Genomic DNA, 25,801 nt, shown 5'->3' on the forward strand with positions numbered 1-25,801 from the left:
AGGGGACGGCCGGCCGTTCAGCGGCCGGTCAGGAGAGCCGCCGGCCCAGCCGGACCCGCGACCGGGTGAGCAGCGCCGCGAGCAGCCCGGCCAGCACCGGCAGCACCAGGGTGATCAGCAGCAGCTGCCCCCACGGCGCGGTGATCAGCGCAGGCTTGGCGCCGACGCCGCTCGCCCGGGACTTCAGCAGCCCCACCGCCGGGACGAAGCCGTTGACCGCCCCGAGCAGCGCCCCCAGCAGGGCGATCAGGGCGCACTGCAGGCCGGCCAGGGTCCGCCGGATGCCGGGCGGTGCGCCGACGGCGGCCAGGGTGGCCTGGTCCTGCCGGGAGTCGGCGGCGGCCAGGCCGGTGGCGATCCCGGCGGCGCCGAGGACGACCAGGGCGGCGAAGCCGCCGAGCGCGAGGGTCTGGGCGTCACCCTTCGGCTGGTAGCCGCGTTCCACGTCCAGCTGGGCGGCGCGGTCCAGGCGGATCGCGGCGGCCTCGGCGCGCTGCTGCGCCTTGCGGTCCGGCGGGGTGGCGGGCAGCCAGAGCGAGCCGGTCGGTCGGGCGTCGAGTCCGAGGGCGGGCAGCGCGGAGGGGAGCACCAGGGCCTGGCCGTAGCGGGCGGCGTCCGGGGCGTCGACGAGGGTGGCGTCGACGGTGACCTCCTGGAGGTCCGGCTTGGGGATCTCGCCGGGCTTGAGCGGGGCGCCGCCGCCTCCGCGCAGCTCGAGCACGGCCTTGCCGTCGCCGGCCAGCAGCTCGGGCGCGAAGACGAGGACCCGGCCGGCGGCGAGGGCCCGTTCGGCGGCCGGGTCGTGGACGCCGAAGCGGGCGCGCAGCACGGTGGCGTCGCCGGCGGCCAGCCGCGGCGGGCCGGTGGGCGTGCGCTGCTGCCCGGTGTCCTTGAGCTGGACGAGGCTGGAGCAGTTCGGGCAGAACCGGTAGATCGCGTCGGCGAGGTCGGCGCGCGCGCCCAGCCCGGTCAGTTCGCGTTCCGTCTCGGAGCGCAGCCGGGCGAGCTGGTCGCCGTCGGCGACGGAGCTCAGCTGGACGGCGCCGTACGGGGCCTGCGGCCGGTAGTCGCGCCGGTTCTCGGCGTCGGTGCTGGTGGTGTAGACGCCGATGGCGACGGAGCCGGCCACGGCGGCCATCACCGCGGCGATCGCCGGGGCGGTGCGCGAGCGGTGCCGGGCCGAGTCGCGCAGGGCGAGCCGGGCGGTGAGCGGCATCCGCCGGGCGGCCCGGCCGACCAGCGCGACCAGCACCGGCGTGCAGGCGAGCAGGCCGAGTTCGGCCGTGACGGAGCCCGCCAGCACGGTGAGCGTGCGGGTGTCGTAGGTGCTGACCACGGGCAGGCCGCGCGGCACCGAGGCGGCGCCGTAGAGCGCCAGGGCCGCTCCGGCGGCGAGCATCAGCAGGCCGAGGACGGTGACCCGGCGATTCGGGGGGCGCACGGTGTCGCGGTCGGCGAGTCCGGCGGTGATGCTTCGGCGGGAGGCCTGGAGGGCGGGCAGCGCGGCGGCGAGGAGGGCGGTGGCGAGCCCGATCCCGGCGATGGCGAGCAGGTCCAGCGGCGGCGCCGCGAAGTGTCCGAAGCGGGAGCCCCCGATCCGCTCGATCCACGGGCGGAGCGCGGCGACCAGTCCGATGCCGGCGGCCACGCCGACCGCCGCGCCGACCAGTCCGAGGACGAGGCCGCCGCCGAGCACCACCGCGCCGACGTGCGACCGCCGGCCGCCGGCGGCGCCGAGCAGGGCGAGCTGACGGCGGGCGCGGCGGGCGCCGACCGCGAAGGCGGGCCCGGCGAGCAGGGCGACTTCGAGCAGTCCCATGCCGGTGACGGTGGCCACCACGACCTTGGTGGTGTTGCCGGCCGCGGCGTCGGCGGTGCGGTACGCGTCCCGGTAGTAGGGGACGGCGCCGCGCGGCGGCGGGTCGAGCGCGACCGAGCGGGCGGTGAGGGTGAGGCCGTGGGCGTTGAACTCCTGCACCTTCGCCCAGTCGAGGCGGGCCCCGGCCGGGAGGCGGACCAGCCAGGCGCCGGGCCCGGCGTCCCGCCGGTCGCCCCCCGGTGCTCCGGCGGCCGCCCCGGTGGGTTGCGCGGGCGGTGCGGCGGCGGCCAGCTGGTCGATCAACCCGCCGGGGAGGGCGACGAGTTCGACGCGGCCGAGGTCGCCCGGGTGCTCGACGACGCCGGTGATGGTGAGGGTCGTGCCGGGCAGCCCCTGGAGGGTGGTGGTGGCGCCGGTCGCGAGGCCTGCGCGGTCCAGGAAGGCCCGGGTGGCGGCGACCTCGCCCGGTGCGCTCGGGGCGCGGCCGCCGGTCAGGTCGAGCCGGCCGTGCCAGATCGGGTCGCTGAGGTCGGCTTCGGCGAGGAGGGTGCGGACCAGTCCCTCCGGCGAGGTCGCCCCGGTCTCCGGGCCGGAGCGCGCGGGGGTGAGGGTGCTGCCGGGCGGCAGCAGGGCGGTGGCCAGGGCCAGCGGGCCGGTGGTGGCGGCCCTCTGCTGTTCGGCGGTCGGTGCCGCGCCCTCGCGGGGTCCGACGGCGAGGCTGCCGTCCTCGGCGATCGGGGCCTGTTCGACGGTGCGGCCGGGGGAGTGGGCGGTGACCAGGGCGTCCGCGCCGCCCACCACCCGCTCGACCCGTTCGGCCGGGCTGAGCTGTCCGCTGCGGTGGACGACGTCGGCGCCGGTGACGCCGAGGACGGGCAGCGCGATCATGGCCGCGATCAGGGCGCTGCGGCCCTTGGCGCGGACGGCGTCGCGGCGGGCGATGCGCAGCGTGACCCGCCACGCGCCGAGCCTCATCGGGCCGCTCCCCGGACCTCGCGGCCGACCAGTGGCCGGACGTCGGAGCCGCGCACGGTGGTCGTGGCCTCGACCGCGCCGTCCCGGAGGTGGACGACGCGGTCGGCCCAGCCGGCGTAGCCCGCTTCGTGGGTGACCATCATGGCGGCGGCGCCGGCGTCGCAGCGGGCGCGCAGCACGGCGAGGACGGCCTCGCCGGTGGTGGAGTCGAGGGCGCCGGTGGGTTCGTCGGCGAGGACGAGGCGGCGGTCGCCGATCAGGGCGCGGGCGATGGCGACGCGCTGCTGCTGGCCGCCGGACATGTCGTCGGGGAAGCGGTCGGCGAGCTCGGGGATGCCGAGCTCCTCCAGGGCGGCGTGCGCCTCGCGGCGGGCGGCGCGGGCGGAGAGGCCGTCGAGTTCGCGGGGCAGCGAGATGTTCTCGGCGGCGGTGAGCGCCGGGATCAGGTTGTAGTCCTGGAAGACGTACCCGATGGAACGCCGCCGCAGGTCGGCGAGTCGGCGCCGGCCGAGGGTGCCGAGGGTGACCCCTTCGACGACCACCTGGCCGCTGCTGGGGGCGTCCAGGCCGCCGGCCAGGGTGAGCAGGGTCGACTTGCCGGAGCCGGACGGGCCCATGACGGCGACGAACTCGCCGGGTCGGACGGCGAGTTCGACGCCCCTGAGGGCGTGCACCTCGGCCGCGCCGCGGCCGTGCACCCGGGTGACGTCGGCCAGGTGCAGGACCGGCGCGGGACTGTTCGGATCGGTGTGGGACACACTTCCCCCTCGTGCGCTGTTCAGCGGAATATGTCGCTGAACTATATATGCCGGAGACGCGAGCGTGTAGGCGGTCCGGGTCGGTCAAGGTTCTACAAAGGTGTAAAAGTTCGGCCCCGGAACCGCCCCCGGGCCGCTGAAGAGGGGCTATGCTTGCCGAGGTTTGCAAGGCACCTCGTTCGGTGAGGCGTCTTCACGGACACAGGCCACTGACCCGACGACGTCGAGAGACGCCCAGGTTCAGGACAGGTCTTCCCGAGTTAAGGGTTGACCCCAAGTGGCTTCCGACCCGCCGGGCCGGACACGCCGTGGAGTGCCAAAGCTCTGACGAGTTGGGGTGTGCCGGTCCCGTCGCGGGCGCCGGTCCGCTCCTTGCCGTGTCGCGATGCGGCGCACGTACGGTGCGCCCCCGGCCGGGAGGAGGCGAGAGACATGGACTGCAGTAGTCCGGGCCATAGTCGCCCCCACCCCCGCATGCTCTCGATCACCTCCGGCACGCGCTGACCGACCCCCCTGTCGCACACCACCTCTGACGTTTCGTCAGGCGCCCGACCGCGCCCTGACGCAGGCGATCGGACGCACCGTCATGCCCGCACGGCCGCCGCCGCTCAGCGCCGCCGTGCGGTCCGGTGCCGTGCCCGCAGGGGCCCCGCCGCATGCCCCGGCCCGCCCCCGCGCAGGGGGCAGGGAGGACCCGTCATGACCGACACGATGCTCGACCCGACCGTCCCCACCGCCCGCACCGCCGTGCTCGACGACGCCCACACCGGCGACATCAAGGGCGCGCTCGGCACCATCCGACTCGACGACACCACCCCGCGCCACGCGCTCTCCGCCCGCTTCAGGACGCTGCTCGCCGTCATCGGCCCCGGCCTGATCGTGATGGTCGGCGACAACGACGCGGGCGCCTTCTCCACCTACGGGCAGGCCGGCCAGAACTACGGCACCCAGCTGCTGTGGACGCTGCTGCTGCTGGTCCCCGTGCTGTACGTCAACCAGGAGATGGTGCTGCGGCTCGGCGCCGTCACCGGGGTCGGCCACGCCCGGCTGATCCTGGAGCGCTTCGGGAGGTTCTGGGGCGCCTTCAGCGTCATCGACCTCTTCCTGCTGAACGCGCTGACCCTGGTCACCGAGTTCATCGGCGTCACCCTCGCGGCGGGCTACCTCGGTCTGCCGAAGGCGGCCTCGGTGGTGCTGGCCGCCGCCGTCATCATCGCCTCGGCCTTCACCGGCTCCTTCCAGCGCTTCGAGCGGGTCGCCGTCACCCTGTGCGCGGGCTCGCTGCTGCTGGTGCCGGTCTACTTCCTGGTCCACCCGAAGACCTCACAGATGGCGCACGACCTCACGGTGCCGGGCATGCCCGGGGGTTCGGGACAGCTCGCGGCCGTGATGCTGGTCATCATCTCCATCGTCGGCACCACCGTGGCCCCCTGGCAGCTGTTCTTCCAGCAGTCGTACGTCATCGACAAGCGGATCACCCCGCGGTTCATGACGTACGAGAAGGTCGACCTGTGGATCGGGATCGTCGTCGTGATCGTCGGCGCCGCCGCGATGATCGGCATCACCGCCGCGGCCTTCGCGGGCACCGACGGCGCGGGCGGGTTCTCCGACGCCGGTGCGGTGGCGCGCGGCATCGAGGCCAGGGCCGGCCACCTGGCGGGCGTGCTGTTCGCCGTCGCGCTGCTGGACGCCTCGATCATCGGCGCCTTCGCCGTCTCGCTCTCCACCGCCTACGCCATCGGCGACGTCTTCGGGATCCGGCACTCGCTGCACCGGGGCGTCAAGGGCGCCAAGGGCTTCTACGGCATCTACGCCGGGCTGGTCACCGTGGCCGCCGCGATCACCCTGCTGTCCACCGAGTACACCCAGGGCCTGATGACCCAGTTCGTCCAGGTGCTGGCCGGCGTCCTGCTGCCCTCCGCCACCGTGTTCCTGCTGCTGCTCTGCAACGACCGCGAGGTGCTCGGCCCCTGGGTCAACGGGCCGCGGACGAACGCCTTCACCTCGGCCGTGGTGGGCGTCCTGGTGATGCTGTCGCTGATCCTCACCGCCTCCGTGGTCTGGCCGGGCATCAGCTCGCGGGCGATCCTGTGGATCATGACGGGCTGCGGCGTGGCGGGCGTCCTCGTCGCCGGGTACGCCTTCGCCGCGGGCCGCCCGGCCGGCGCGGAGGGCCCGGCCGAGCGCACCGGCGGCCGGGGGCGCCCGGGGCCGGAGGCCAGGGGCGAGTGGCGGATGCCGCCGCTGGACACCCTGGCGAAGCCGGTGATGTCCACCACCCGCAAGGTCGGCATGGGCGCCCTGCGCGCCTACCTGCTGCTGGCGATGGTGATGGTCATCATCAAGATCGTCCAGACCGCCCTGGGTCACTGAGTCCAGACCGCCCCGGCGGGCGGGCAGCAGCCCGCGGCCCGTCCGCCCCCGAGCGAAGGAGGTGCCGTCGTGCACACCCTGACCACCGTCGACTTCCTGGTCCGGCTCGCCACCGGTATCGCCTGCGGCGCGCTGATCGGCATCGAACGCCAGTGGCGGGCCCGGATGGCCGGCCTGCGCACCAACGCCCTGGTCGCCGCCGGGGCGACCCTGTTCGTCCTGTACAGCGAGGCCGTCGTCGACGTCGGCAGCCCCACCCGGGTCGCCTCCTACGTCGTCTCGGGCATCGGGTTCCTCGGCGGCGGCGTCATCCTGCGCGACGGAGCCGGCGTCCGTGGCCTCAACACGGCGGCCACCCTGTGGTGTTCGGCGGCCGTCGGGGTGCTCGCCGCGGCCGGCAAGCTCGAACTGGCCGTCCTCGGCACCCTGGCCGTGCTCGCCGTCCACCTCGTCCTGCGCCCGGCCGGGCGGCTGCTCGACCGGGCGCCGCAGTCCGGCAGCGACCCGGACTCCACCAACCGGGCCACCGTCCACGTGGAGTGCGAGCGCACCTCGGAGACCCACATCCGCGCCCTGCTGCTGCAGGCCCTGGCCGCCTCCGGCCTCGCCCCCACCGGTCTGCGCGCCCGGCGCGCCGACCACGGGGAGGCCACCAGTCTGCGCGCCACCGTCGCCGTCACCGGACAGGTCGCCCCCGCCCTCGAACAGGTCGTCAGCCGGCTCTCCCTCGAACCCGGCGTCCGTGACCTGCACTGGCACCTGGAGGAGGAGCCCGACGACCCGGACCGCCCGGCGCTCGCCTAGGGCGCGTCTTTCGGATCACGCCAGGCGGTCGCCGCCGGGGCACGCACTCCCCCAGCCTTCGGCCGGGGGTACCCCCACGCCGGCTTCTCGTCAGTCGCCGATGCTCCGCATGGACTCCCTCCTCGGCGCCGCCGATGCACGCACCCCAACGACGCCCGCTGATCCGACGTGATCCGAAAGACGCGCCCTAGCACGAGCCCGGCGACCGGGACGGCCCGCGGAGCGGAGGTACCGTCACGCCAACGACCCAGCACCGACACCGGGAGGTCCGATGCCCACACCCGACCCCAGGCACGGACCGCTCGTGCCGATGCTGCTGGTGCTCACCCTCGTCACCGGCGTGGTGGACGCGGTCAGCTACCTCGAACTCGGGCACGTCTTCGTCGCCAACATGACCGGCAACGTGGTCTTCCTCGGCTTCGCCCTGGCCGGCGCCCCCGGACTCTCCGCCACCGCCTCGCTGGCCGCCCTCGGCGCCTTCCTGCTGGGCGCGCTGGCCGGCGGCCGCCTCGCGGAGCGGCTGCCCGGCCACCGCGGGCACCTACTGAGCACGGCGGTCACCGCGCAGGCGGTGCTCGTCGCGGCGGGCACCGTCCTGGCGGCCGTCGCCGGGCACGGCTCCGACCCGGTCCGCTACACCCTGATCGGCCTGCTCGGCTTCGCGATGGGCGGGCAGAACGCGGTGGTGCGCTCGCTCAAGGTGCCGGACCTGACCACCACGGTGCTCACCATGACCATCACCGCCCTCGCCGCCGACCGCACCGGGCCGCGCCGGCTGGCCTCCGCGGCCTGGATGTTCGCCGGTGCGCTGCTCGGCGCCGTGCTCGTCCTGCACACCGACGTCCCCGCCGCGCTGGCCCTGGCGGTGGCCCTCCTCGTCCTGGTCGCCGCGCTCACCCACCGGGCCGCCCGGCCGCACGCCGCGCCGCCCGGCTGGACCGACCCGCTCTGAGGCGCCGGCCCGGGCCGCATCAGGGCAGTTCGGGCCAGGTCGGGCCGAGTCATGGCGTCGGGTCAGTCGTCCTGGCGGTGGCCGGCGCGGCCGCTCCAGAGGGGTTCGAGGCGGGCCCAGTCGCGGCTCCAGGCCTCGTCGGTGCGGCGCTCCAGCGTGTGCAGGCGCAGCCGCAGGGCGAGGACGAGCAGGGCCAGCAGGGCGAGCAGGGCGCCGAGGCTGGTGCAGGCGGCCGAGACGGCGATCGCGGTGTGGTCGAGCGGGGGCCCGGTCGGCTCCCCGGCCCGGTCGACCCAGACGGGCAGCACCGACCCGGCGGTGGTCGCGCGCGGCGCCTGGACGGTCCCGGTGTGCGGGACGCCGTCGGGGGACGTCCAGCGGGCCTCGACGTCGACGCGGTCGTGGTGCCTGCCGCCGAAGCGGCTGCCGGAGACGGCGCGGTGGTCCTCGGGGACGCTCAGCACGACGGCGTCCACGACGCGCAGCAGCCCGCGGTCGGCGTCGGCCCGGGGAACGGCGGTCCGGTAGCCGACCAGGGCGCCGCCGGCGGTCAGCGCCAGGGCGAGCAGCGCCCCGAGGAGGGCGGCCAGCCAGGCGCGGGAGCGGGCCCGGTCGACGGGCCGGAGCAGGGGGTCGGTTCCGGCGCCGAGGGCCCACCGCAGCCGGCGGCCGGTTCGCCGCAGGGGCGAGGCGGGCCGGGCCGGGCGCGGTGAGTCGGGCACGGTGACGGCTCCTCAGTGGCGTCGGGGCGGAACGGCGGTGGCGCCCGCCGGAGTTCTTCACCCAATCTCCCCCGGTGGACGCCCGGGCACAAGAGTCGTGCGGGCTCGTACCACCGGGACCATCGGGACCACCGGCCCGGGCCCGCGCCGGACGGGCCGGGACCACCGGAGCGGTCGAGGGCCGCCCGCATCCGGGACGTTCGGCCCTCGGCAGCCGGTGCGCGTCCGGGGCAGGCTTGGTCCGGCCGCCCCCTCGTGCCGGGGCGCGGCCGGGTCCGGTCGACCGTGGGGGTGCCGGGCCGGGTGCGGTGCAGGGGTCGGACGTGGGGCCGCCTCCTGCCCGCCCGCACCCTCTCCTCGGTGTTTCCGCAGCTCATGGGCGTATTCTCGCCAGCTATACACTCGGAGTATACGCCTGGGGTATGGTCTCCCCATGAGTGTTCCTTTGACCCTGTTGGGGCTGCTGGAGCGAGAGCCGAGCCACGGCTACGACCTCAAGCGCGACTACGACGAGTTCTTCGGGCGGGGGAAGCCCCTGCCGTACGGTCAGGTGTACGCGACCCTCGGCCGGCTGGCCCGGGACGGCAAGGTGGTGGCCGGCGAGGCCGAGCCCGGCGACGGGCCCGAGCGCAAGCGCTACGTGATCACCGAGGCGGGGGTGACGGAGTTCGAGACCTGGCTCAAGGACCCGGTCGCACCCGAACCCACCCTGCAGAGCACGCTGTTCACCAAGGTGGTGCTGGCCCTGATGCTGGGCCGCGATGCCGAGGAGTACCTGGACACCCAGCGCGCCGCCCACCTGCGCCGGATGCGCGAACTCACCGAACTGCGCCGCAGCGGCGCCCTGGTGGACGCGCTGCTCGCCGACCACGGGCTGTTCCACCTTGAGGCGGACCTGCGCTGGATCGACCTCACCGCCGCCCGCCTGGACGCGCTCGCCGAGGCGGTGCGCCCGTGACCGCCGTGATCGAGGCCCGCGACGTCACCCTCGCCTTCGGCGAGACGCCCGCCCTGCGCGGGGCCAGCCTGTCCGTGGCGGCCGGCGAGGTGCTCGCCGTCATGGGCCCCAGCGGCTCGGGGAAGTCGACCTTACTGCACTGCCTGGCCGGCATCCTGGTGCCGGACGCGGGCGAGGTGCACTTCAACGGGCAGCGCCTGGACACCATGCCCGAGTCCCGACGCAGCGCCCTGCGCCGGGACGCGTTCGGCTTCGTCTTCCAGTTCGGCCAGCTCGTGCCGGAGTTGACGGCGGAGGAGAACGTCGCCCTGCCGCTGCTGCTGAACGGAGTGCGGCGGGCGTCCGCGCTGGCCGAGGCCCGGCCCTGGTTCGCCCGGCTCGGCCTGGACGGCATGGAGCAACGCCGCTCCGGTGAGCTGTCGGGCGGTCAGGCCCAGCGCGTCGCCCTGGCACGCGGCCTGGTGGCCCGTCCGCAGGTGCTGTTCGCCGACGAGCCGACCGGCGCGCTGGACTCGCTGACCGGCGAGCAGGTGATGGAGCTGATGGTCGACTCGGCCCGCGAGCAGGGCACCACCGTCATCCTGGTCACCCACGAGCCGCGGGTCGCCTCCTACGCCGACCGCGAGGCCGTCGTGCGCGACGGCCGGGCCCGGACGATCTCCGCCGGCGCGGTGGTCCGGTGATCCTCTTCTCGCTCCGCCTGGCCGTCAGCGGCGGCCGCGAGGCCGTCGCCCGCCTGGTCATGATCGCGGCCGCCGTGGCGATCGGCGTCGGCCTGCTGCTGTCCACGCTCGCCGGCGTCAACGCGATCGGCAAGGCCAACGAGCGCCAGCACTGGATGAACACCGGGACGAAGAGCCGCACCGACACCGCCCCGGTCGACCCGCTCTGGTGGTACGCCCACGACGACTACTACCAGGGCCGGAGGATCTTCGAGGTCGACGTCGCGGCCACCGGGCCCACCTCGCCCGTCCCGCCCGGCCTGGACCGGCTGCCGGCGCCCGGCGAGTACTACGCCTCACCCGCACTGGCGAAGCTGCTCCGCGGCGTCCCGGGCGTCCAGCTCGCGGACCGCCTCCCGGGCCGGTCGGCCGGCGTCCTGGGCGACGCCGCACTGCCCTCCCCGGACACCCTCACGGTCATCGTCGGGCGCACCGCCGAGGAGGTCGCGGCCGCGCCGCGGGCCACCCGGGTCACCACCATCGCCACCGGCGTCCCCGCCGAGTGCGACAGCGACTGCTACGGCGAGGGCGTGCGCGGCGACGCGATGACGCTGATCCTCTCCACGGTGGCGGGCGCGCTGATCTTCCCGGTGCTGATCTTCATCGGCACCGCGACCCGGCTGTCCGCCGCCACCCGCGAGCAGCGCTTCGCCGCGATGCGGCTGGTCGGCGCGACCCCCGGGCAGATCTCGGTGGTCTCGGCGGTCGAGTCCACGGTGGCCTCGGTGATCGGCACCGCCGCCGGCTTCGGCCTCTCCTACGCGCTGCGCCCGCTGGTGGCCGCCGTGCCCTTCACGGGGGACCGCTTCTTCGCCGGCGACCTCGGGCTGGGCGCGCCGCAGGCCCTCGGGGTGGCCCTGGGCGTGCCCGTCGCCGCGGCGCTGGCCGCCCGGCTCGCCCTGCGCCGGGTCACCATCTCGCCGCTGGGCGTCTCCCGGCGGGTGACGCCGAAGCCGCCGCGGGCCTGGCGGCTCGTCCCGCTGGCGCTCGGCCTGGTCGAGCTCGGGGTCTTCGTGGGCCACCGGCCGGCCACCACCAACGGGCAGACCGCCGCCTACCTCACCGGCTTCCTGCTGGTGATGCTCGGGCTGGTGGTCGCCGGACCGTGGCTGACCATGGCCGCCGCCCGGGCAGTGGCCCGGCGCACCAGCCGCCCGGCCGCGCTGATCGCGGTGCGCCGGCTCGCGGACGACCCGAAGGCCGGGTTCCGCTCGGTGGCGGGCCTGGTGCTGGCCCTGTTCGTCACCACGGCGACGGTCTGCATCATCGGCACCATCAACGACAACCGCGGCGCTCTGAGCGGCGATCCGAAGACCCGCGCCTCGGTCGTCCACACCTCCCGGGACATCCTGGACCCGCAGGCGATCGACCGGGTCTCCGACGGCCTGCTGGCGGACGCCCGGGCCGTCCCCGGCTTCCGCGGGCTCGCACTGGCGCACACCAACCCGACCGGGGTCGGCCGGGACCCGTCGGACCCGCCCCGCTTCGCACCGGCGCTGGTGCTCTGCTCGGAGCTGGCGCAGGTGCCGGTGCTCGGCCACTGCGCCCCCGGGGCGAGCGTCGCGGCCGTCCCGGTGTTCCAGTTCGTCAGCCTGCACGCGGCGGCCGAGGAGCAGGAGTGGCCGGCCGTGCCGGTCCCCGCGGAGGAGGTCGCCGGGCTGCCGGTGAAGATGATCTACGCGACCACCGACGGCTCGTCCGCCGCGATGGAGCAGCTGCGCACCCTCTTCACCAGGGCCTATCCGACCTTCCAGGCCCGGATGGTCCAGGACTGGGGCACCGCCTTCCAGAAGGAGCTCGCCGGTTGGCGCCAGCTGGCCGACGTGGTGCTGCTGACCACCCTGCCGATCGCCGGCTGCAGCCTCGCGGTCAGCGTGGTGGCCGGACTCTCCGACCGCCGCCGGCCGTTCGCGATGCTGCGGCTGACCGGAGCCCCGCTGGGGCTGCTGCAACGGGTGATCGGCCTGGAGAGCGCGCTGCCGCTGCTGCTGGTGTCGGGGGTGGCCATCGGGACGGGCTTCGCGGCGGCGGCCATGTTCCTCAAGTCGCAGATGGAGTACGACCTGGTGTCGCCGGGCGCGGTCTACTACGGGCTGACGGCCTTCGGGCTGGTCGCCTCGCTGGGGATCATCGCCTCGACGCTGCCGTTGCTGAAGCGGATCACCGGGCCCGAGGCGGCCCGCAACGGCTGACGGCCGCCACGGCCGGGGTCGTCCCCGCGACGGCTGACCCGCCGTGGGCGGACCACGCCCCCGCGACGGCCGGTGCCCCGGGACCACAGGGGAGTCCCGGGGCACCGGCGCGTCCCGTGCCCGGACGGCCGCGGCGCGCCGTCAGCCGACCGGGTAGCCGTGCGTCCCCGGGCGGCGGGTGACGCCGGCGCCCGGCAGCCAGCTGTCCAGCACCAGCCCGGACGGGTAGAACATCGGCTCCGGCAGGGCGTCCACCGGGAAGCGCTCCCAGCCGCCGCAGGCGTGCGGCTCGGTGACGACGGCCTCGGCCAGGCTCGGCGGCGCCAGCACGGCGGCGGTCAGCCGGGGCCGGCCGAGCTCGTGGTCGAGCAGCAGAGCGAGCACCCGCATCTCCCCGGCGGCCAGCACGATGCCGGTCTCCTCGGCGAGCTCCCGCGCCGCGGTCTCCTCGAAGGACTCGCCCGGATCGACCTTCCCGCCCGGAAGGCTCCAGGTGGGCGGTTCACCGGCGGTGGTCCGACGGCCGATCAGGACCCGGCCGTCGCCGGTGGGCACGATGATCCCGGCGCCGAGCAGCGGTGCGTGGGTCAACTCGCGTTCTCCTTCGGTGGTCACCAGTTGGAGCGGTCGTAGTCCTTGAGGAAGCAGCCGTACAGGTCCTCGCCCTGCTCACCGCGGACGATCGGGTCGTACACCCGGGCGGCGCCGTCGACCAGGTCGAGCGGGGCGTGGAAGCCCTCGTCGGCGAGACGCATCTTGTCCGGGTGCGGCCGCTCGTCGGTGATCCAGCCGGTGTCGACGGCGGTCATCAGGATGCCGTCGGCCTCGAACATCTCCTGCGCGCTGGTGCGGGTGAGCATGTTGAGCGCGGCCTTGGCCATGTTGGTGTGCGGGTGGCCGGCGCCCTTGTAGCCGCGGTGGAACACGCCCTCCATCGCGGAGACGTTGACCACGTACTTGCGGCGCGAGGCCGAGGCGGCCATCGCCGGACGCAGCCGGCTGATCAGGATGAACGGCGCGGTGGAGTTGCAGAGCTGCACCTCCAGCAGCTCGATCGGGCCGACCTCGCTGACGGTCTGCACCCAGCTGTTGGTGGGTGCGAGGTCGGGCACCAGGCCGCCGGCGTCGATCGCGGTGCCGGCCGCGATCCGGTCGGGCGTCGCCGAGCCGGTGACCAGGGCCAGCGAGGTGACGTCCTCGGCGGCCATCCGCCGGTCGTCCTCGCCCGCCTGGTGGGGGAGCGCGGGCAGGTCGACGCTGCCGCTGCCGAACCGCCCGATGGTGGTGGACTGCGGCAGTTCGCCGGCCGGCAGCGGCGCGGACTCGGCGGCGATCAGCTCGCGGTAGGACTCCGGCGGGCGCCGGACGGTCTGCGCGGCGTTGTTGATCAGGATGTCCAGCGGGCCGTCCGCGGCGACCTCGTCGGCGAGCGCCAGGACCTGGGCCGGGTCGCGCAGGTCGATGCCGACGACCTTGAGGCGGTGGATCCAGTCGGCGCTGTCCGGCATCGCGGTGAAGCGGCGGATCGCGTCGTTGGGGAAGCGCGTGGTGATGGTGGTGTGGGCGCCGTCGCGCAGCAGCATCAGCGCGATGTACATCCCGATCTTGGCCCGGCCGCCGGTGAGCAGCGCGCGCTTGCCGGTGAGGTCGGCCCGGGCGTCCCGGTGGGCCCGGTTCTTCGCCGCGCAGGGCTGGCACAGGTTGTGGTAGAACGCGTCGACCTCGACGTACCGGCCCTTGCAGGTGTAGCAGGAGCGGGGCCGCTCGAGGATGCCGGCGATCTCGGTGGTGGTGGCCGTGGTCAGACCGAAGGCGCCGGCGGTCTCGTCGTCGATCCGGGTGGGGGCGCCGGTGGCGGTGCGGGCGGTCACCGCACGGTCGTTGGCGGTCTTGCGGGCCCGGGTCTCCTGGCGGCGGCGCTGCTTGAGGGTGCGGAACACCCCGCCGACGGCCTGGCGGACGGTGATCGCGTCCGGGTGGTCGACGTGCAGTCCGTCGAGCTCGGCGAGCACGTCCAGGCAGAGCCGCAGGCGCTCGGGGTCGAGGCCGGGACCGTAGTCGATCTCCTCCTCGGTGTCCGTGCCGCCCTGGTCCTGCTCGATGTCCACGCCCGCCGTCATGCCTGTCGCCGCTTCCCGATCGCCTCGCCGTTACCGCGTGAATGCTACGGGAGTGGCCCCAGCCGGGGCGAAAGGCCGATCTTTTGGATGATCCTCCATGTCTACGCGCGGAGCTTTGATCATGGTTTGTGCACAGCGCCAGCAATCGCCCCCGAACTGGCTTTTGCCCCCACCGTCCCGGAGAATCGAACGTTGGGTGCGGGGCGCCCGAGTGCGCCCCGCGGCACCGCCGCAACCGCACCCGAGGTGTAATTTCTCCCAGCCAGAGAGCCCCCCTTCATGCGCTTCCTGAACGACCTCAAGCCCTCGTACGACCTCACGTACGACGACGTCTTCATGGTCCCCAGCCGTTCCGCCGTGGGCTCCCGGCAGGGCGTCGACCTCTCCTCCAACGACGGCACCGGCACCACCATCCCGCTCGTCGTCGCCAACATGACCGCCATCGCCGGCCGCCGGATGGCCGAGACCGTCGCCCGCCGCGGCGGCCTGGTCGCCATCCCGCAGGACATCCCGACCGAGGTCATCGCCGAGGTCGTCTCCTGGGTCAAGCAGCGCCACCTGGTCTTCGACACCCCCATCACCCTCGCCCCCGGCGCCACCGTCGCGGAGGCGCTGTCGCTGCTGCCCAAGCGCGCGCACGGCGCCCTCGTGGTCGTCGAGGACGGCCGCCCGGTCGGCGTCGTCAGCGACTCCGACTGCCAGGGCGTGGACCGCTTCACCAGCCTCGCCGACATCATGTCCCGCGACCTGCTGCTGCTGGCCGAGGACGTCGACCCGCGCGCCGCCTTCGAGAAGCTCACCGAGGCGCACCGCAAGCTCGCCCCCGTCGTCGACGGCGACGGCCGGCTGGTCGGCATCCTGACCCGCAAGGGCGCGCTGCGCGCCACCCTCTACACCCCGGCCGTGGACGCCGCCGGCAAGCTGCGGATCGCCGCCACCGTCGGCATCAACGGCGACGTCGCCGGCAAGGCCAAGGCCCTGATCGAGGCCGGCGCCGACGTGCTGGTGGTCGACACCGCGCACGGCCACCAGGAGTCGATGATCAGCGCGCTCCGCGCCGTCCGCGGCCTGGACCCGCAGATCCCGATCGTGGCCGGCAACGTCGTCTCCGCCGCCGGTGTCCGCGACCTCGTCGAGGCCGGTGCCGACATCCTCAAGGTCGGCGTCGGCCCGGGCGCCATGTGCACCACCCGGATGATGACCGGCGTCGGCCGCCCGCAGTTCTCCGCCGTCCTGGAGTGCGCCGCCGAGGCCCGCCGCCTCGGCAAGCACGTCTGGGCCGACGGTGGCGTGCGCCACCCGCGCGACGTCGCCATGGCGCTGGCCGCCGGTGCCTCCAACGTGATGATCGGCTCCTGGTTCGCCGGCACCTACGAGTCCCCGGGCGACCTCCAGACCTCCGCCGACGGCCGCCAGTACAAGGAGAGCTTCGGCATGGCCTCGGCCCGCGCCGTCAGCAACCGCACGGCCCAGGACTCCTCCTACGACCGCGCCCGCAAGGCGCTGTTCGAGGAGGGCATCTCGCACTCCCGGATGTTCCTGGACCCGGCCCGCCCCGGCGTCGAGGACCTGATCGACTCGATCATCGCCGGCGTGCGCAGCTCTTGCACCTACGCGGGCGCGAACAGCCTCGAGGACTTCCACGAGAAGGCGATCATCGGCGTCCAGAGCGCTGCCGGCTACGCCGAGGGCAAGCCGCTGCACTCCAGCTGGGCCTGATCGACCGACCACCCCGCCCGCGGCCGGCCGACCCCGTACCCCCGGGGCCGGCCGGCCGCGGCCGTTCGCCGCCGGCGCCCGGGCCGGGCCGGGCCGGGCCGTCCTGCTGCCGGTCAGCCCAGCTCGTAGTCCAGGACGTAGCGGTGGGTGCCGTCCTCGGCGACCGTCAGGTGGAACTCCCCGGTCAGACCGGCCAGCTCGCCCGCACCCGTGCCCGGCACCACCCGGATCGTCGTGCCGCCGGTGTCCCACGCCGAGTGCTGCAGGACGAACGAGCCCTTCCGCCCGTCCAGCTCGCCCGTCACGTGCTCCACCGCGACGTACGAGGCCGGGGCGCCCGACGGCCCCCCGACCGAGAGCATCCGCACCTCGCTGCCGCCCGACAGGCCACCCGTGAACGCCTTGGCGATCCGGATCCGGCCGAAGGCGGCCCCCTCCCGCTCCTCCGTCTCGACCGGCTCGAACGCCGTCACCTCGAACGACCCGCTGGCCCTGCCACCCATGGCACCGTCCCCTCGACGATCCGTCCCGCCCGGCACCCCGCCGGCCGTGCACCGAGCCTTGCACACGGCACTGACAGCGCCGCCCCTCACGCCGCCCCTCACGTCTCCCAGCGGATCGCGAGCAGTGCCGCGTCGTCGGTCAGACCGGCGGCACCGACCCACTCCCCGACGTCCGCGAGCAGTCCGTCCAGCAGGTCGGCCGGGCTCCCCGCGGGCAGCCCCGGCAGCCGGTCCTCCAAGGGGTAGAAGACGCCCCCGGCGCCCCGCGCCTCCGTCACCCCGTCGGTGTGCAGCAACAACAGGTCCCCCGGGCGGGCCTCGAACCGGCCCGCGGGGTACCCGCCGCCGGTCAGTCCCAGCAGCCCCAGCGGCGGCGCGGCCGCCGGCGGCGCCAGCGCGCTCACCCGGCCCTCCCGGCGCAGCAGCGGCGGCGGATGGCCGCAGTTCACCAGAGCGACCGGCTCCCGCCCCGGCGGCACCGACAGCAGCAGCGCGGTGGCGAAGCGCCCCTCCCCGGGGCGGGCGGCCAGCGCGGCGTCCAGCCGCTCGGCGAGCCGCCCGAGATCGGCCTCGGTGCGGGCCGCCTCGCGGAACACCCCCAGCACGTCCGCCGCCGTCTCCACCGCCGGCAGGCCGTGCCCCTGCACGTCCCCGAGCAGGATCCGCACCCCGTGCCGGGTCTCCACCAGGGCGTAGAGGTCCCCGCCGATCCGCGCCTCGGCGGCCGCGGCGACGTAGCGCACGGCGACCCGCAACGGCCCGATCCGCTCCGGCGGCGGGCGCAGCAGGGCGCGCTGCGCCGCCTCCGCCACCGTGCGGACCTGGAAGAGCTCCCGCTCCCGCGCCGCCACCAGCACCACGTTGGCGGCGCTGGCCAGCGTCGCGGCGAGGACGGTGATCAGTGCGGTGAGGTGGACCTCGGTCGGCAGCTCGGTGTTGGTGGTCTCCAGCAGCCCGACGGCCACCACCGCCAGCCCGCCCGCCGCCAGCGGCACCCGGGCACTGCGGGTGGTCGCCCCCGCCAGCACCGGCGCCACCGCCAGCACGGGGGACAGCGTCGTCCCCGGCCCGCTGACCAGATCGGCCACCACGGCGGCGACCAGCAGCAGGAACGCGCAGAGCAACAGCAGCCGGGTGCGCCGCGGCAGGTGCAGCGGCGGCATCCCGTCCGGCCCGTCGGCGCGCACGTGTCCTCCCGGTTGGAAAGGGCCCCACCCGGCTGGAAAGGGCCCCACCGTCCACTCTCTCCGGGCTCCCCACGGGCGGCACCTCGGGCCGGCCGGGGCCGCACGGCGGGCGTCTCGCGGACCGGCCGCCCGAACCGGCGTCGCGGACCGGCCGCCCGAACCGGCGTCGCGGACCGGCCGCCCGAACCGGCGTCGCGGACCGGCCGCCCGAACCGGCGTCGCGGACCGGCCTCGCGGGCCGGCGTCGCGGGCCGGCGTCGCGGACCGGACTCGCGGGCCGGACGCCCGGACCCGCCGACTAGGCTGGGCCCCGAGATGAGACGCAAGAGCCGCCGCCCGGCCTCCCCCCTCCCGCAGCGCCGCGGCGTCGACCCGGTGCACCTGCGGCTGCCGCTCGAAGGCCCCTGGCCGACCGTCCGCGACTACCTGCTCGAACGGCTCGCCGCGGTCGGCGCCGAGCGGATCGACACGGCGCTGCGGGGTCGGGAGATCGTCGGCGCGGACGGGCCGGTCGCCCCCGACGAGCCGTTCCGGCCCGGCACCCACCTGTGGTTCTACCGTGACCTCCCGGACGAGGCCCCGGTCCCGTTCGAGCTGGCCGTGCTGCACCGGGACGAGCACCTGGTCGTCGTCGACAAGCCGCACTTCCTGGCCACCACGCCGCGCGGCCGGCACGTCGTCGAGACCGCGCTGTCCCGGCTGCGGCACGACCTCGACCTGCCCGAGCTCAGCCCCGCGCACCGGCTCGACCGGCTCACCGCCGGCCTGGCCGTGTTCGTGGTGCGGCCCGCCGACCGCGGCGCCTACCAGACGCTGTTCCGCGACCGGCTGGTCCGCAAGGAGTACCGGGCCGTCGCCCCGTACGACCCCGAGCTGGACCTGCCGCGCACCGTGCGCAGCCACATCCTCAAGGAGCGCGGCGTGATCGCGGCCCGCGAGCTCGACGCGCCCCCGAACAGCGAGAGCCGGATCGACCTGCCGGAGCACCGCGACGGCCTCGGCCACTACCGCCTGCGGCCGCTGAGCGGACGCACCCACCAGCTGCGACTGCACATGAGCGGGCTCGGGGTGCCGATCCTCGGCGACCCGGTCTACCCGGTGGTGCTGCCCGAACCGGCCCCGGACGACTTCCGCCGCCCGCTCCAACTGCTCGCCTCGGCCGTCGAGTTCACCGACCCGCTCACCGGCCGGGAGCACCGCTTCGAGACCCGCCGCACGCTCGCCGCCTGGACCGACCCGCACCACTGGCAGGACGGCTCCCCGAGCGGGGCCTGAGACCGGCCCCGGGCCGCGTCCGTCCGGCGGCCAGGGTCTAGGGCCAACGGAGGAGCGGGTCCCGGTTCCGGCGGCCGATCCGGCCGGGGCCCCGGCGGGGCGAGGGTGGGGGCATGAACGCAGCACAGCACACCGCTCCCGACCCCGCCCCCACGTCCGCCCCCGTCGCCGTGGTCACCGGGGCCTCCCGCGGCCTCGGCCTCGCCCTCGCCCGGGCCCTCGCCGCGGACGGCTGGCAGCTGGTGGTCACCGCCCGCGGCGAGGCCGAACTCGCCGCCGCCGCGGCGGACCTGGCCGCCGTCACCGAGGTCGTCGCCCTCCCCGGCTCGGTCGTCGACGACGACCACCGCGCCCGCCTGGCCGAGGCCGCCGCGGGGCTCGGCGGCGCCGACCTCCTGATCAACAACGCCGGTACGCTCAACGGCGCGAGCACCCCCGGCGCCGACCCGCTGCCCCGGCTGGCCGACTTCCCGCTGCCCGACCTGCTGGAGGCCTTCGAGGTCAACGCGCTCGCCCCGATCGCCCTCACCCAGCTGCTCCTGCCGCAGCTGCGCGCCCGCGCCGGCGCCGTGCTCAACATCAGCTCGGACGCCGCCGTGGTGGCCTACCCCGGCTGGGGCGGCTACGGCGCCGGCAAGGCGGCGCTCGACCTCGCCACCGCCGTACTCGCCCGGGAGGAGCCGCAGTTGCGGGTCTGGGCGGTGGATCCGGGCAGCATGCGCACCCGGATGTTCCAGGAGGCCAGCCCCGGCGAGGACATCTCCGGCGAGCCGCTGCCCGAGGACGTGGCGCCCGTGCTGCTCGGCCTGCTGCGCGACGGCGCCGCCTCCGGCCGCTACCGCGCCGCGGACCTGGCGGCCGCCCGGGGCGGGCGATGACCACCCTCGCGGAGGTGCGGCTCGACGTCGCCGTTCCGCCCGAACTCTCCGCCCGCGCACCGGCGGAGGCGCGCGGCGGGGCGCGGGACGGGGTGCGGATGCTGGTCGGCCGGCGCGACCGGGGGAGCGTCGAGCACCACCGCTTCACCGACCTGCCCGGGGTGCTGCGCCCCGGCGACCTGCTGGTGGTCAACAACTCGGCCACCCTCCCGGCGGCGCTGCCAGGTCGGCTGCCGGACGGCACGGCGGTCGCCCTGCACCTGTCCTCCGCGCAGCCCGACGAACGCGGCGGCCACCTGGTCGAGTTGCGCCGGGCGATGCCGGGCCGGGCGGCCGCCTACTACCCGCCGGCGGAGACCCCGGCCCGCCCCGGACTGCGGATCACCCTGCCCGCGGGCGGCGTGGCCGAGCTGACCGGGCCCTTCACGGCCCGGCTCTGGTACGCCCGACTCGTGCTCCCCGCCCCGCTGCCGGACTACCTCGACCGGCACGGCCGGGCGATCCGCTACGGCTACGTGGACCGCGACTGGCCGATCGAGGCCTACCAGACGGTCTTCGCCACCGTCCCCGGCAGCAGCGAGATGCCCAGTGCGGCACGTCCGTTCAGCGCCGAGGTGGTGGCCCGGCTGGCCGGGCGCGGGGTGCTGCTCGCGCCCGTCACCCTGCACACCGGGGTGGCCTCGCCGGAGGCCCACGAGGCGCCGTACGCCGAGTGGTTCCACGTCCCGGCGGCCACCGCCGGCCTGGTGGGGCACGTCCGGTCGGGCGGCGGGCGGGTGATCGCGGTCGGGACCACGGTGGTGCGGGCCCTGGAGTCGGCCGCCGGGCCGGACGGCACCGTCCGGGAGGCCGACGGCTGGACGGAGCTGGTGATCACCCCGGATCGCGGCGTCCGGGCCGTCGACGGCCTGCTCACCGGCTGGCACGAGCCCCGCGCGTCGCACCTGCTGATGCTGGCCGCCGTCGCCGGCCGCCCGCTGCTGGCCGCCTGCTACCGGGAGGCCGTCCGGGAGCGGTACCTGTGGCACGAGTTCGGCGACGTGAACCTGCTGCTGCCCGACTGACCGCTCAGGCGAGCAGGGTCTGCGTGACGTGGTGGGTGTCCAGGTACTCGCGGACCTCGGTGATCAGGCCGTCCTCCACGGTGAACACGCCCAGGCAGCGGTTCCGGTACGCGGAGCCGTTGGCGGCGGTGCCTTCGGTGGTCCACTCGGCGACCGCCTGCGGGCCGTCGGCCAGCACGTTGGTCAGGGTGATCCGGGGCAGGCCGTCGGGGGCGAACAGGGTGCCGACCTGGCCGAGGAAGTCGCCGAAGATCTCCTTCTTGCCGCGCCAGACGCGGGACAGGGCGAGGCCGCCCGGGTAGGCCCAGGTGGCGTCCTCGGCGAACAGGGCGATGGCGGCCTCGCGCTCACCCGCGGCGATCAGGGTGACGTAGGCGGTGACGACGGTGCGGGCGTCGGTCTGCTGCACGGTGGCTCCTCGGGTCGGTCCGGTGGGTGCGGCGGGTCCGGCGGGTCCGGTCGGTTCGGTCGGGGGCCGTCCCGCCGTGGCACCAGGAAAGCCCTCCGGCGCCCGAACCGGCCAACAACCGCCCCGCCGGGGCGACAACCGGTGGTTGTCATCGCAGTCTGTCGGCCTGCCCGCCCGGACCGGCCCGAAAGGCGCGCCCTAGGCCGACGCGCCGCCCGGGGGCAGCTCCAGCTCGAACCAGACCACCTTGCCGTCCCCGGTCCGGCGACTGCCCCAGCGGTGCGCGAGCTCGTTGACCAGGTGGATGCCCCGCCCGCCCTCGTCCTCGGCGCGGGCGCGGCGGATCCGGGGCCCCTCGCCCTCCTGGTCGGCGACCTCCACGGTGAGCGACCGGTTGCAGAACAGCCGCAGCTGGGTGGGTGATCCGGCGTGCACCAGGGCGTTGGTGATCAGCTCGCTGGTGAGCAGCTCCGCCCAGTCGGCCAGCGGGCCGAGGCCCCACTCGGTGAGCGTCTCGCGGGTGAAGCGGCGCGAGTGCGCGACCATGGCGAGGTCCCCGGTGAGCTGGAGGGTGGCGATCCGGTCGGCGCCGGTCGGCCGGACCTGCGCCATGAGGACGGCGATGTCGTCCTCGCTGGGGTGGCCGGTGAGTTCGGCCAGCACGGCGTCACAGGTCTGCTCCAGCGAACGGCGCCGGTTGGCGACGGTCCGGCAGAGCAGCTGCACCCCCTCGTCGAGGTCGCGGCCCCGGCGTTCCACCAGCCCGTCGGTGTAGAGCGCCAGGATGGCCTCCTCGGGGAGGATGAACTCCACGCTCTCGAACGGGACTCCGCCCACGCCCAGCGGTACGCCCGGTGGCAGCTCGACCAGGTGCGCCCGCCCGTGCGCGTCGGCCACCACCGGTGGCAGGTGCCCGGCGCAGGCGGCCGTGCAGCGGCGGTCCACCGGGTCGTAGACCACGCAGACGCAGGTCGCGAACTGGCCCTCGCCGATCGCCGTGGTGGCCTCGTCCAACCGGTGCAGGACCCGTGACGGGTCCAGTTCGAGGGTGATCAGCGTCCGCGCCACCGTACGGAGTTGGCCCATCGTGGCAGCGGCCCGGATGCCGTGGCCCATCACGTCGCCGACCACCAGGGCGACCCGCCCGGAGGACAGCGGGACGACGTCGAACCAGTCGCCGCCGACCTCGCTGACCACGCTGCTCGGCAGGTAGCGGTAGGCGATCTCCAGGCCGAGGGTGCGGTGGATCTCCTGCGGCAGCAGGCTGCGCTGCAGGGTCAGCGCGGTGTCCCGCTCCCGGCGGTAGAGCCGCCCGTTGTCGATCGCCAGCGCGGTGCGGGCGACCAGCTCCTCGGCCAGCGAGCGGTCCGCCGGGCCGAACGGCAGCGGGTTGTGGGTCCGGACGAACTCCGCGCCGCCCAGCACGAGTCCGCGCGCCACCAGCGGCACCATGAGGTACGAGTGCACCCCGGCGTCCAGCCCGGGCTGCACCCGGTCCGGGGCGGCCACGATCCGGCGCAGCTCCTCCTCGGTCACCTGGGAGACCAGGATCGAACGCCGGGAGCGCAGGCTCTGCGCGTACACCTGGGCGGACTGCGAGGTCCCGCCGACCTCGTCGGCCGCCGCCGTCATCGTGCCGTCCGGGGCCGACTCGCCGACCGCCACCGCCCGCATCAGCACCGAACCGTCCTCCGGGACGGGCCCCGGCTCGTCCCCGCCGAGCACCGCGTCGCGCAGGTCGACGGTGACGAAGTCGGCGAAGCGCGGGATCACCACCTCCACCAACTCCTGGGCGGTGCGGTGCAGATCGAGCGTGGTGCCGATCCGGTTGCTGGCCTCGTTGAGCAGCGACAGCCGCTGCTGCGCGGCCCACGCCTCGTCCAGCGCCCGCTGCCGGGCGTCCGCCGCGTCGCGCTCCCGGGTGAACAGCAGCGCGTTGTCGATCGACACCGCGGCCCGCACCGCCAACTCCCCGGCCAGGGCCAGGTCGTCGTCCTCGTACGGGCGCTCCACCAGCGTCCGGTAGAACCCCGCCACGCCGACCGGAGTACCGCGCGCGATCAGCGGGACCACCATGAAGGAACGCACGTTCTGCTCCCGCACCGCCGCCGTGCGCACCGGGTCGTCGGCGAACCAGGCCAGCCCGTCCGCGTCCATCCGCGGCACCAGCACCGGCTTGCGGTGCGCCAGGCTCCACGCGTACGGCGAACTGGGCAGGAAGCGGTGCACCCCGCCGGTGCGGGCGATCGGCTGCAGCGTCGAACCGTGCACCGAGTGGAAGGCCATCCGGCGCAGCATCGCCGACCCGTCCGCCGGGGCGCGGGCCTCGCGCTCGCCGCGGACGAGGTCCTCCAGCACCTCCACCACCACCGTGTCGGCCAGCCGCGGCGTCGCCACCTCGGCCAGCTCCATCGCCGTCTGGGCGAGATCGAGCGTGGTCCCGATCCGGGTGGACGCCACGTTGACCAGTGCCAGGCGCTCCTGGGCGGCCTTCGCCTCGCGCAACGCCTGCTGCCGGGCCAGCACGGTCTGGTGCTGGCGCAGGTACAACCGGGCGTTGTCGATCGCCACCGCCGCCCGCGACGCCAGCTCGTCGCCGAGGGTGATGTCCGCCTCCGCGAAGGACTCCCGTTCGCCGCGCCGCGAGTACACCACCATGCCGAGCGTGGTGCCGCGGGCCACCAGCGGGGTGATCCGAACCGAGCGCGGCCGGTCCCCCAGGTAGGCCTGGCGGCGGCTCTCCGAGATGGCCTCGCTCAGCAGGGGCAGCTCCCAGGACGGCACCACCACCGTCCGGCCGGTGTCCATCGCCCGGGCGTACGGGGAGTCGGCCGGCAGCTCGTACAGCGCATCCACCGGCAGCGCCTCCGCCGGGTACAGCGGGTCGGTGGTGGCCAGCGCCAGCCGGCGCACCAGCTTCGGCGCGTCCGGCTCGGGCGGCTCGACGTTGCGCCCCGCGACCAGCGCCTCCAGCGCGAACACCCCGCTGATGTCGGCGACCCTCGGCACCATCGCATCGGCCAGCTCCCGGGCGGTCTGCCGCAGGTCCAGCGTGGTGCCGATGGAGGCCGTCGCGTCGACCAGCAGGGCCAGCCGCTCCTGGGCCCGCGCCGCCCGGGCGTCGGCGCGGAAGCGCTCGGTGATGTCGATGACGGTCGAGCTGACGCCCAGCACCCGCCCGCCCGGCTCCTCCAGCCGGAAGTACGAGGCCGACCACGCGTGGTCGTGCTGCGGGTCACTGGGGGTGCGGCCGTGCGAGCGGGTGTCCACGACCGGCCGGCCGGTCTCCAGGACCTTCCGCATCACCGCCTCGGCCTCCGCACCGTTGATCCCCGGCAGGATCTCGGTGAGCCGGTGGCCCAGGTGCTCGCCGGCGGGCAGGCCGTTGGCCCTCGCCAGCGCCTCGTTCAGCCGGACGAACCGTAGTTCGGTGTCGTACACGCCCATGCCCACCGGGGACTGCGTGAAGAACCCGTCGAGCACGGCCAGGTCCGCCTGGATCCGGCGCAGCGTCGTCACGTCCGAGGCGACGGCCAGCACCAGCGGGCGGCCGTCCGGCCCGGTGATCGGATGGGTGCGGAACTCCAGGTTCACCGCGTGCCCGTCCCGGTGCCGGACCGGGAACACACCGGACCAGGCCCGGCCGTCCAGGATCTGCTGGAACAGCGCCAGGACCTCGGGCCGCTGGTCGTCGGAGGCCAGCAACTGCGCGGCCTTCTCGCCGATCGCCTGCGTGGGGGAGTAGCCGAGGAGTGCCTCGGCGTCGCCGCTCCAGTGCAGGATCCGCCCGTCGGCCTCGATCAGGGCCGTCGCGATCGGCACCATCAGCAGGGCGTCCTGCCGCGGATCCCCTCGGTGCTGCTCGTTCTCGTTCACCATGGCCAGAGAACCGTCCGGAGATCGTTTCAGCCAGCTCTGCCATCTTCGCACGCAGCCCCCGCGCCCCGCTCACCGTGCACCAGCCCGCCCGATGCGCTACCGCCCCACGCCGTGCCACGGAAAGTCGACCCAGCCGACGTCCCCCGCACCAGCTCACCACCGCCGGGCCACCCCACCCCGCCGGGCGCGGCCGGCCGCGACGGCGCAGGAAGTCGAAGCGGCCGACTTCCTGCGCGCCGGCCCGCCGCAGCTGGTCCGTGCACCAACGGCTAGGCCGGCTCCGTCCCCCCACCGGGCGATCAGCCACACTGTGCCGGGCGTGGTCGGGCGTGATGGCGCTGGAAGTCGACGTGGCCGACTTCCTGCGCGCTGGCCCCGCCGTAGCTGGTCCGTGCGCCAACGGCTAGGCCGGCTCCGTCCCCCCACCGGGCGATCAGCCACACTGTGCCGGGCGTGGTCGGGCGTGATGGCGCTGGAAGTCGACGTGGCCGC

At 75.3% G+C, this 25,801-nt stretch carries 19 protein-coding genes and 1 riboswitch; of the genes, 10 read left to right on the forward strand and 9 right to left on the reverse strand.

From position 1 onward, the window contains the following. Positions 1 to 28: 28 nt before the first annotated feature. Together AB0N04_RS02735 and AB0N04_RS02740 are read right to left on the reverse strand one after the other, a co-directional pair. On the reverse strand, positions 29 to 2,794 hold the full coding sequence (locus tag AB0N04_RS02735; RefSeq protein ID WP_360214773.1) for an FtsX-like permease family protein: 2,766 nt from the start codon (positions 2,792 to 2,794) through the stop codon (positions 29 to 31). Next, complete coding sequence (locus AB0N04_RS02740) at positions 2,791 to 3,552, reverse strand: ABC transporter ATP-binding protein (RefSeq protein WP_360214770.1); 762 nt, start codon at positions 3,550 to 3,552, stop codon at positions 2,791 to 2,793. The genes AB0N04_RS02735 and AB0N04_RS02740 overlap by 4 nt, the downstream gene beginning before the upstream one ends. Before the next feature lie 167 nt (positions 3,553 to 3,719). Next, a riboswitch (M-box (ykoK) riboswitch) is annotated at positions 3,720 to 3,896 on the forward strand. Positions 3,897 to 4,251: 355 nt separating this feature from the next. On the opposite strand from AB0N04_RS02740, the gene AB0N04_RS02745 reads away from it, so the two are divergent. The 3 genes from AB0N04_RS02745 (at position 4,252) to AB0N04_RS02755 (ending at position 7,681) form a co-directional block, all read left to right on the forward strand. Then, complete coding sequence (locus tag AB0N04_RS02745; protein WP_360214767.1) at positions 4,252 to 5,925, forward strand: NRAMP family divalent metal transporter; 1,674 nt, start codon at positions 4,252 to 4,254, stop codon at positions 5,923 to 5,925. Between the two features lie 69 nt (positions 5,926 to 5,994). After that, a complete protein-coding gene (locus AB0N04_RS02750; protein ID WP_360214764.1) occupies positions 5,995 to 6,729 on the forward strand; it encodes an MgtC/SapB family protein in 735 nt (244 codons plus the stop codon). A gap of 271 nt (positions 6,730 to 7,000) precedes the next feature. Continuing rightward, positions 7,001 to 7,681, forward strand: a complete 681-nt coding sequence (locus tag AB0N04_RS02755; protein ID WP_360208137.1) for a YoaK family protein — start codon at positions 7,001 to 7,003, stop codon at positions 7,679 to 7,681. Positions 7,682 to 7,743: 62 nt separating this feature from the next. On the opposite strand, the gene AB0N04_RS02760 is transcribed toward AB0N04_RS02755, so the two are convergent. After that, positions 7,744 to 8,403, reverse strand: a complete 660-nt coding sequence (locus tag AB0N04_RS02760) for a hypothetical protein (RefSeq protein WP_360208135.1) — start codon at positions 8,401 to 8,403, stop codon at positions 7,744 to 7,746. A 433-nt stretch (positions 8,404 to 8,836) separates the two neighbouring features. On the opposite strand from AB0N04_RS02760, the gene AB0N04_RS02765 reads away from it, so the two are divergent. The 3 genes from AB0N04_RS02765 to AB0N04_RS02775 are packed head-to-tail and all read left to right on the forward strand — an operon-like array spanning position 8,837 to position 12,275. Then, a complete protein-coding gene (locus AB0N04_RS02765; RefSeq protein ID WP_360208132.1) occupies positions 8,837 to 9,361 on the forward strand; it encodes a PadR family transcriptional regulator in 525 nt (174 codons plus the stop codon). Next, complete coding sequence (locus AB0N04_RS02770; RefSeq protein ID WP_360208129.1) at positions 9,358 to 10,044, forward strand: ABC transporter ATP-binding protein; 687 nt, start codon at positions 9,358 to 9,360, stop codon at positions 10,042 to 10,044. The genes AB0N04_RS02765 and AB0N04_RS02770 overlap by 4 nt, the downstream gene beginning before the upstream one ends. After that, the gene (locus AB0N04_RS02775) at positions 10,041 to 12,275 is read left to right on the forward strand and encodes an FtsX-like permease family protein (RefSeq protein ID WP_360208126.1); all 2,235 of its coding nucleotides are present in this window, start codon (positions 10,041 to 10,043) and stop codon (positions 12,273 to 12,275) included. Before AB0N04_RS02770 ends, AB0N04_RS02775 begins: the two co-directional genes overlap by 4 nt. A gap of 141 nt (positions 12,276 to 12,416) precedes the next feature. On the opposite strand, the gene AB0N04_RS02780 is transcribed toward AB0N04_RS02775, so the two are convergent. Both AB0N04_RS02780 and AB0N04_RS02785 read right to left on the reverse strand, forming a co-directional pair. Next, on the reverse strand, positions 12,417 to 12,866 hold the full coding sequence (locus tag AB0N04_RS02780; protein ID WP_360208124.1) for an NUDIX domain-containing protein: 450 nt from the start codon (positions 12,864 to 12,866) through the stop codon (positions 12,417 to 12,419). Positions 12,867 to 12,886: 20 nt separating this feature from the next. Then, on the reverse strand, positions 12,887 to 14,377 hold the full coding sequence (locus tag AB0N04_RS02785) for an SDR family NAD(P)-dependent oxidoreductase (protein ID WP_360208153.1): 1,491 nt from the start codon (positions 14,375 to 14,377) through the stop codon (positions 12,887 to 12,889). Between the two features lie 297 nt (positions 14,378 to 14,674). On the opposite strand from AB0N04_RS02785, the gene AB0N04_RS02790 reads away from it, so the two are divergent. After that, a complete protein-coding gene (locus AB0N04_RS02790) occupies positions 14,675 to 16,114 on the forward strand; it encodes a GuaB1 family IMP dehydrogenase-related protein (protein ID WP_360208121.1) in 1,440 nt (479 codons plus the stop codon). Between the two features lie 113 nt (positions 16,115 to 16,227). On the opposite strand, the gene AB0N04_RS02795 is transcribed toward AB0N04_RS02790, so the two are convergent. Together AB0N04_RS02795 and AB0N04_RS02800 are read right to left on the reverse strand one after the other, a co-directional pair. After that, on the reverse strand, positions 16,228 to 16,617 hold the full coding sequence (locus AB0N04_RS02795; protein WP_360208119.1) for a DUF3224 domain-containing protein: 390 nt from the start codon (positions 16,615 to 16,617) through the stop codon (positions 16,228 to 16,230). Positions 16,618 to 16,715: 98 nt separating this feature from the next. After that, a complete protein-coding gene (locus AB0N04_RS02800) occupies positions 16,716 to 17,804 on the reverse strand; it encodes a PP2C family protein-serine/threonine phosphatase (RefSeq protein ID WP_360208117.1) in 1,089 nt (362 codons plus the stop codon). A gap of 315 nt (positions 17,805 to 18,119) precedes the next feature. Here AB0N04_RS02800 and AB0N04_RS02805 point away from each other — a divergent pair, with 315 nt between their 5' ends. From AB0N04_RS02805 to AB0N04_RS02815, 3 genes are all read left to right on the forward strand, one after another. After that, entirely contained in the window at positions 18,120 to 19,079 is a 960-nt protein-coding gene (locus AB0N04_RS02805; protein ID WP_360208115.1) for a pseudouridine synthase, read from the forward strand. Positions 19,080 to 19,192: 113 nt separating this feature from the next. Beyond that, on the forward strand, positions 19,193 to 19,957 hold the full coding sequence (locus AB0N04_RS02810; RefSeq protein ID WP_360208112.1) for an SDR family NAD(P)-dependent oxidoreductase: 765 nt from the start codon (positions 19,193 to 19,195) through the stop codon (positions 19,955 to 19,957). Continuing rightward, entirely contained in the window at positions 19,954 to 21,021 is a 1,068-nt protein-coding gene (locus tag AB0N04_RS02815; protein WP_360208109.1) for an S-adenosylmethionine:tRNA ribosyltransferase-isomerase, read from the forward strand. Before AB0N04_RS02810 ends, AB0N04_RS02815 begins: the two co-directional genes overlap by 4 nt. 4 nt (positions 21,022 to 21,025) lie before the next feature. Here the strand turns inward: AB0N04_RS02815 and AB0N04_RS02820 are convergent, their stop codons facing one another. After that, positions 21,026 to 21,430, reverse strand: coding sequence for a nuclear transport factor 2 family protein (locus AB0N04_RS02820; protein WP_360208107.1), 405 nt, complete (start codon positions 21,428 to 21,430; stop codon positions 21,026 to 21,028). A gap of 198 nt (positions 21,431 to 21,628) precedes the next feature. Further along, entirely contained in the window at positions 21,629 to 25,309 is a 3,681-nt protein-coding gene (locus AB0N04_RS02825; RefSeq protein ID WP_360208104.1) for a SpoIIE family protein phosphatase, read from the reverse strand. Positions 25,310 to 25,801: the final 492 nt, after the last annotated feature.

It is taken from the genome of Kitasatospora sp. NPDC051702 (assembly GCF_040681575.1).
Lineage (GTDB): Bacteria > Actinomycetota > Actinomycetes > Streptomycetales > Streptomycetaceae > Kitasatospora.

Coding starts and splice junctions, on each gene's coding strand:
- AB0N04_RS02765 (WP_360208132.1), top strand. CDS start 8,837: ATGAGTGTTCCTTTGACCCTGTTGGGGCTGCTGGAGCGAGAGCCGAGC.
- AB0N04_RS02790 (WP_360208121.1), top strand. CDS start 14,675: ATGCGCTTCCTGAACGACCTCAAGCCCTCGTACGACCTCACGTACGAC.
- AB0N04_RS02815 (WP_360208109.1), top strand. CDS start 19,954: ATGACCACCCTCGCGGAGGTGCGGCTCGACGTCGCCGTTCCGCCCGAA.
- AB0N04_RS02795 (WP_360208119.1), bottom strand. CDS start 16,617: ATGGGTGGCAGGGCCAGCGGGTCGTTCGAGGTGACGGCGTTCGAGCCG.
- AB0N04_RS02755 (WP_360208137.1), top strand. CDS start 7,001: ATGCCCACACCCGACCCCAGGCACGGACCGCTCGTGCCGATGCTGCTG.
- AB0N04_RS02735 (WP_360214773.1), bottom strand. CDS start 2,794: ATGAGGCTCGGCGCGTGGCGGGTCACGCTGCGCATCGCCCGCCGCGAC.
- AB0N04_RS02810 (WP_360208112.1), top strand. CDS start 19,193: ATGAACGCAGCACAGCACACCGCTCCCGACCCCGCCCCCACGTCCGCC.
- AB0N04_RS02745 (WP_360214767.1), top strand. CDS start 4,252: ATGACCGACACGATGCTCGACCCGACCGTCCCCACCGCCCGCACCGCC.
- AB0N04_RS02805 (WP_360208115.1), top strand. CDS start 18,120: ATGAGACGCAAGAGCCGCCGCCCGGCCTCCCCCCTCCCGCAGCGCCGC.
- AB0N04_RS02825 (WP_360208104.1), bottom strand. CDS start 25,309: ATGGTGAACGAGAACGAGCAGCACCGAGGGGATCCGCGGCAGGACGCC.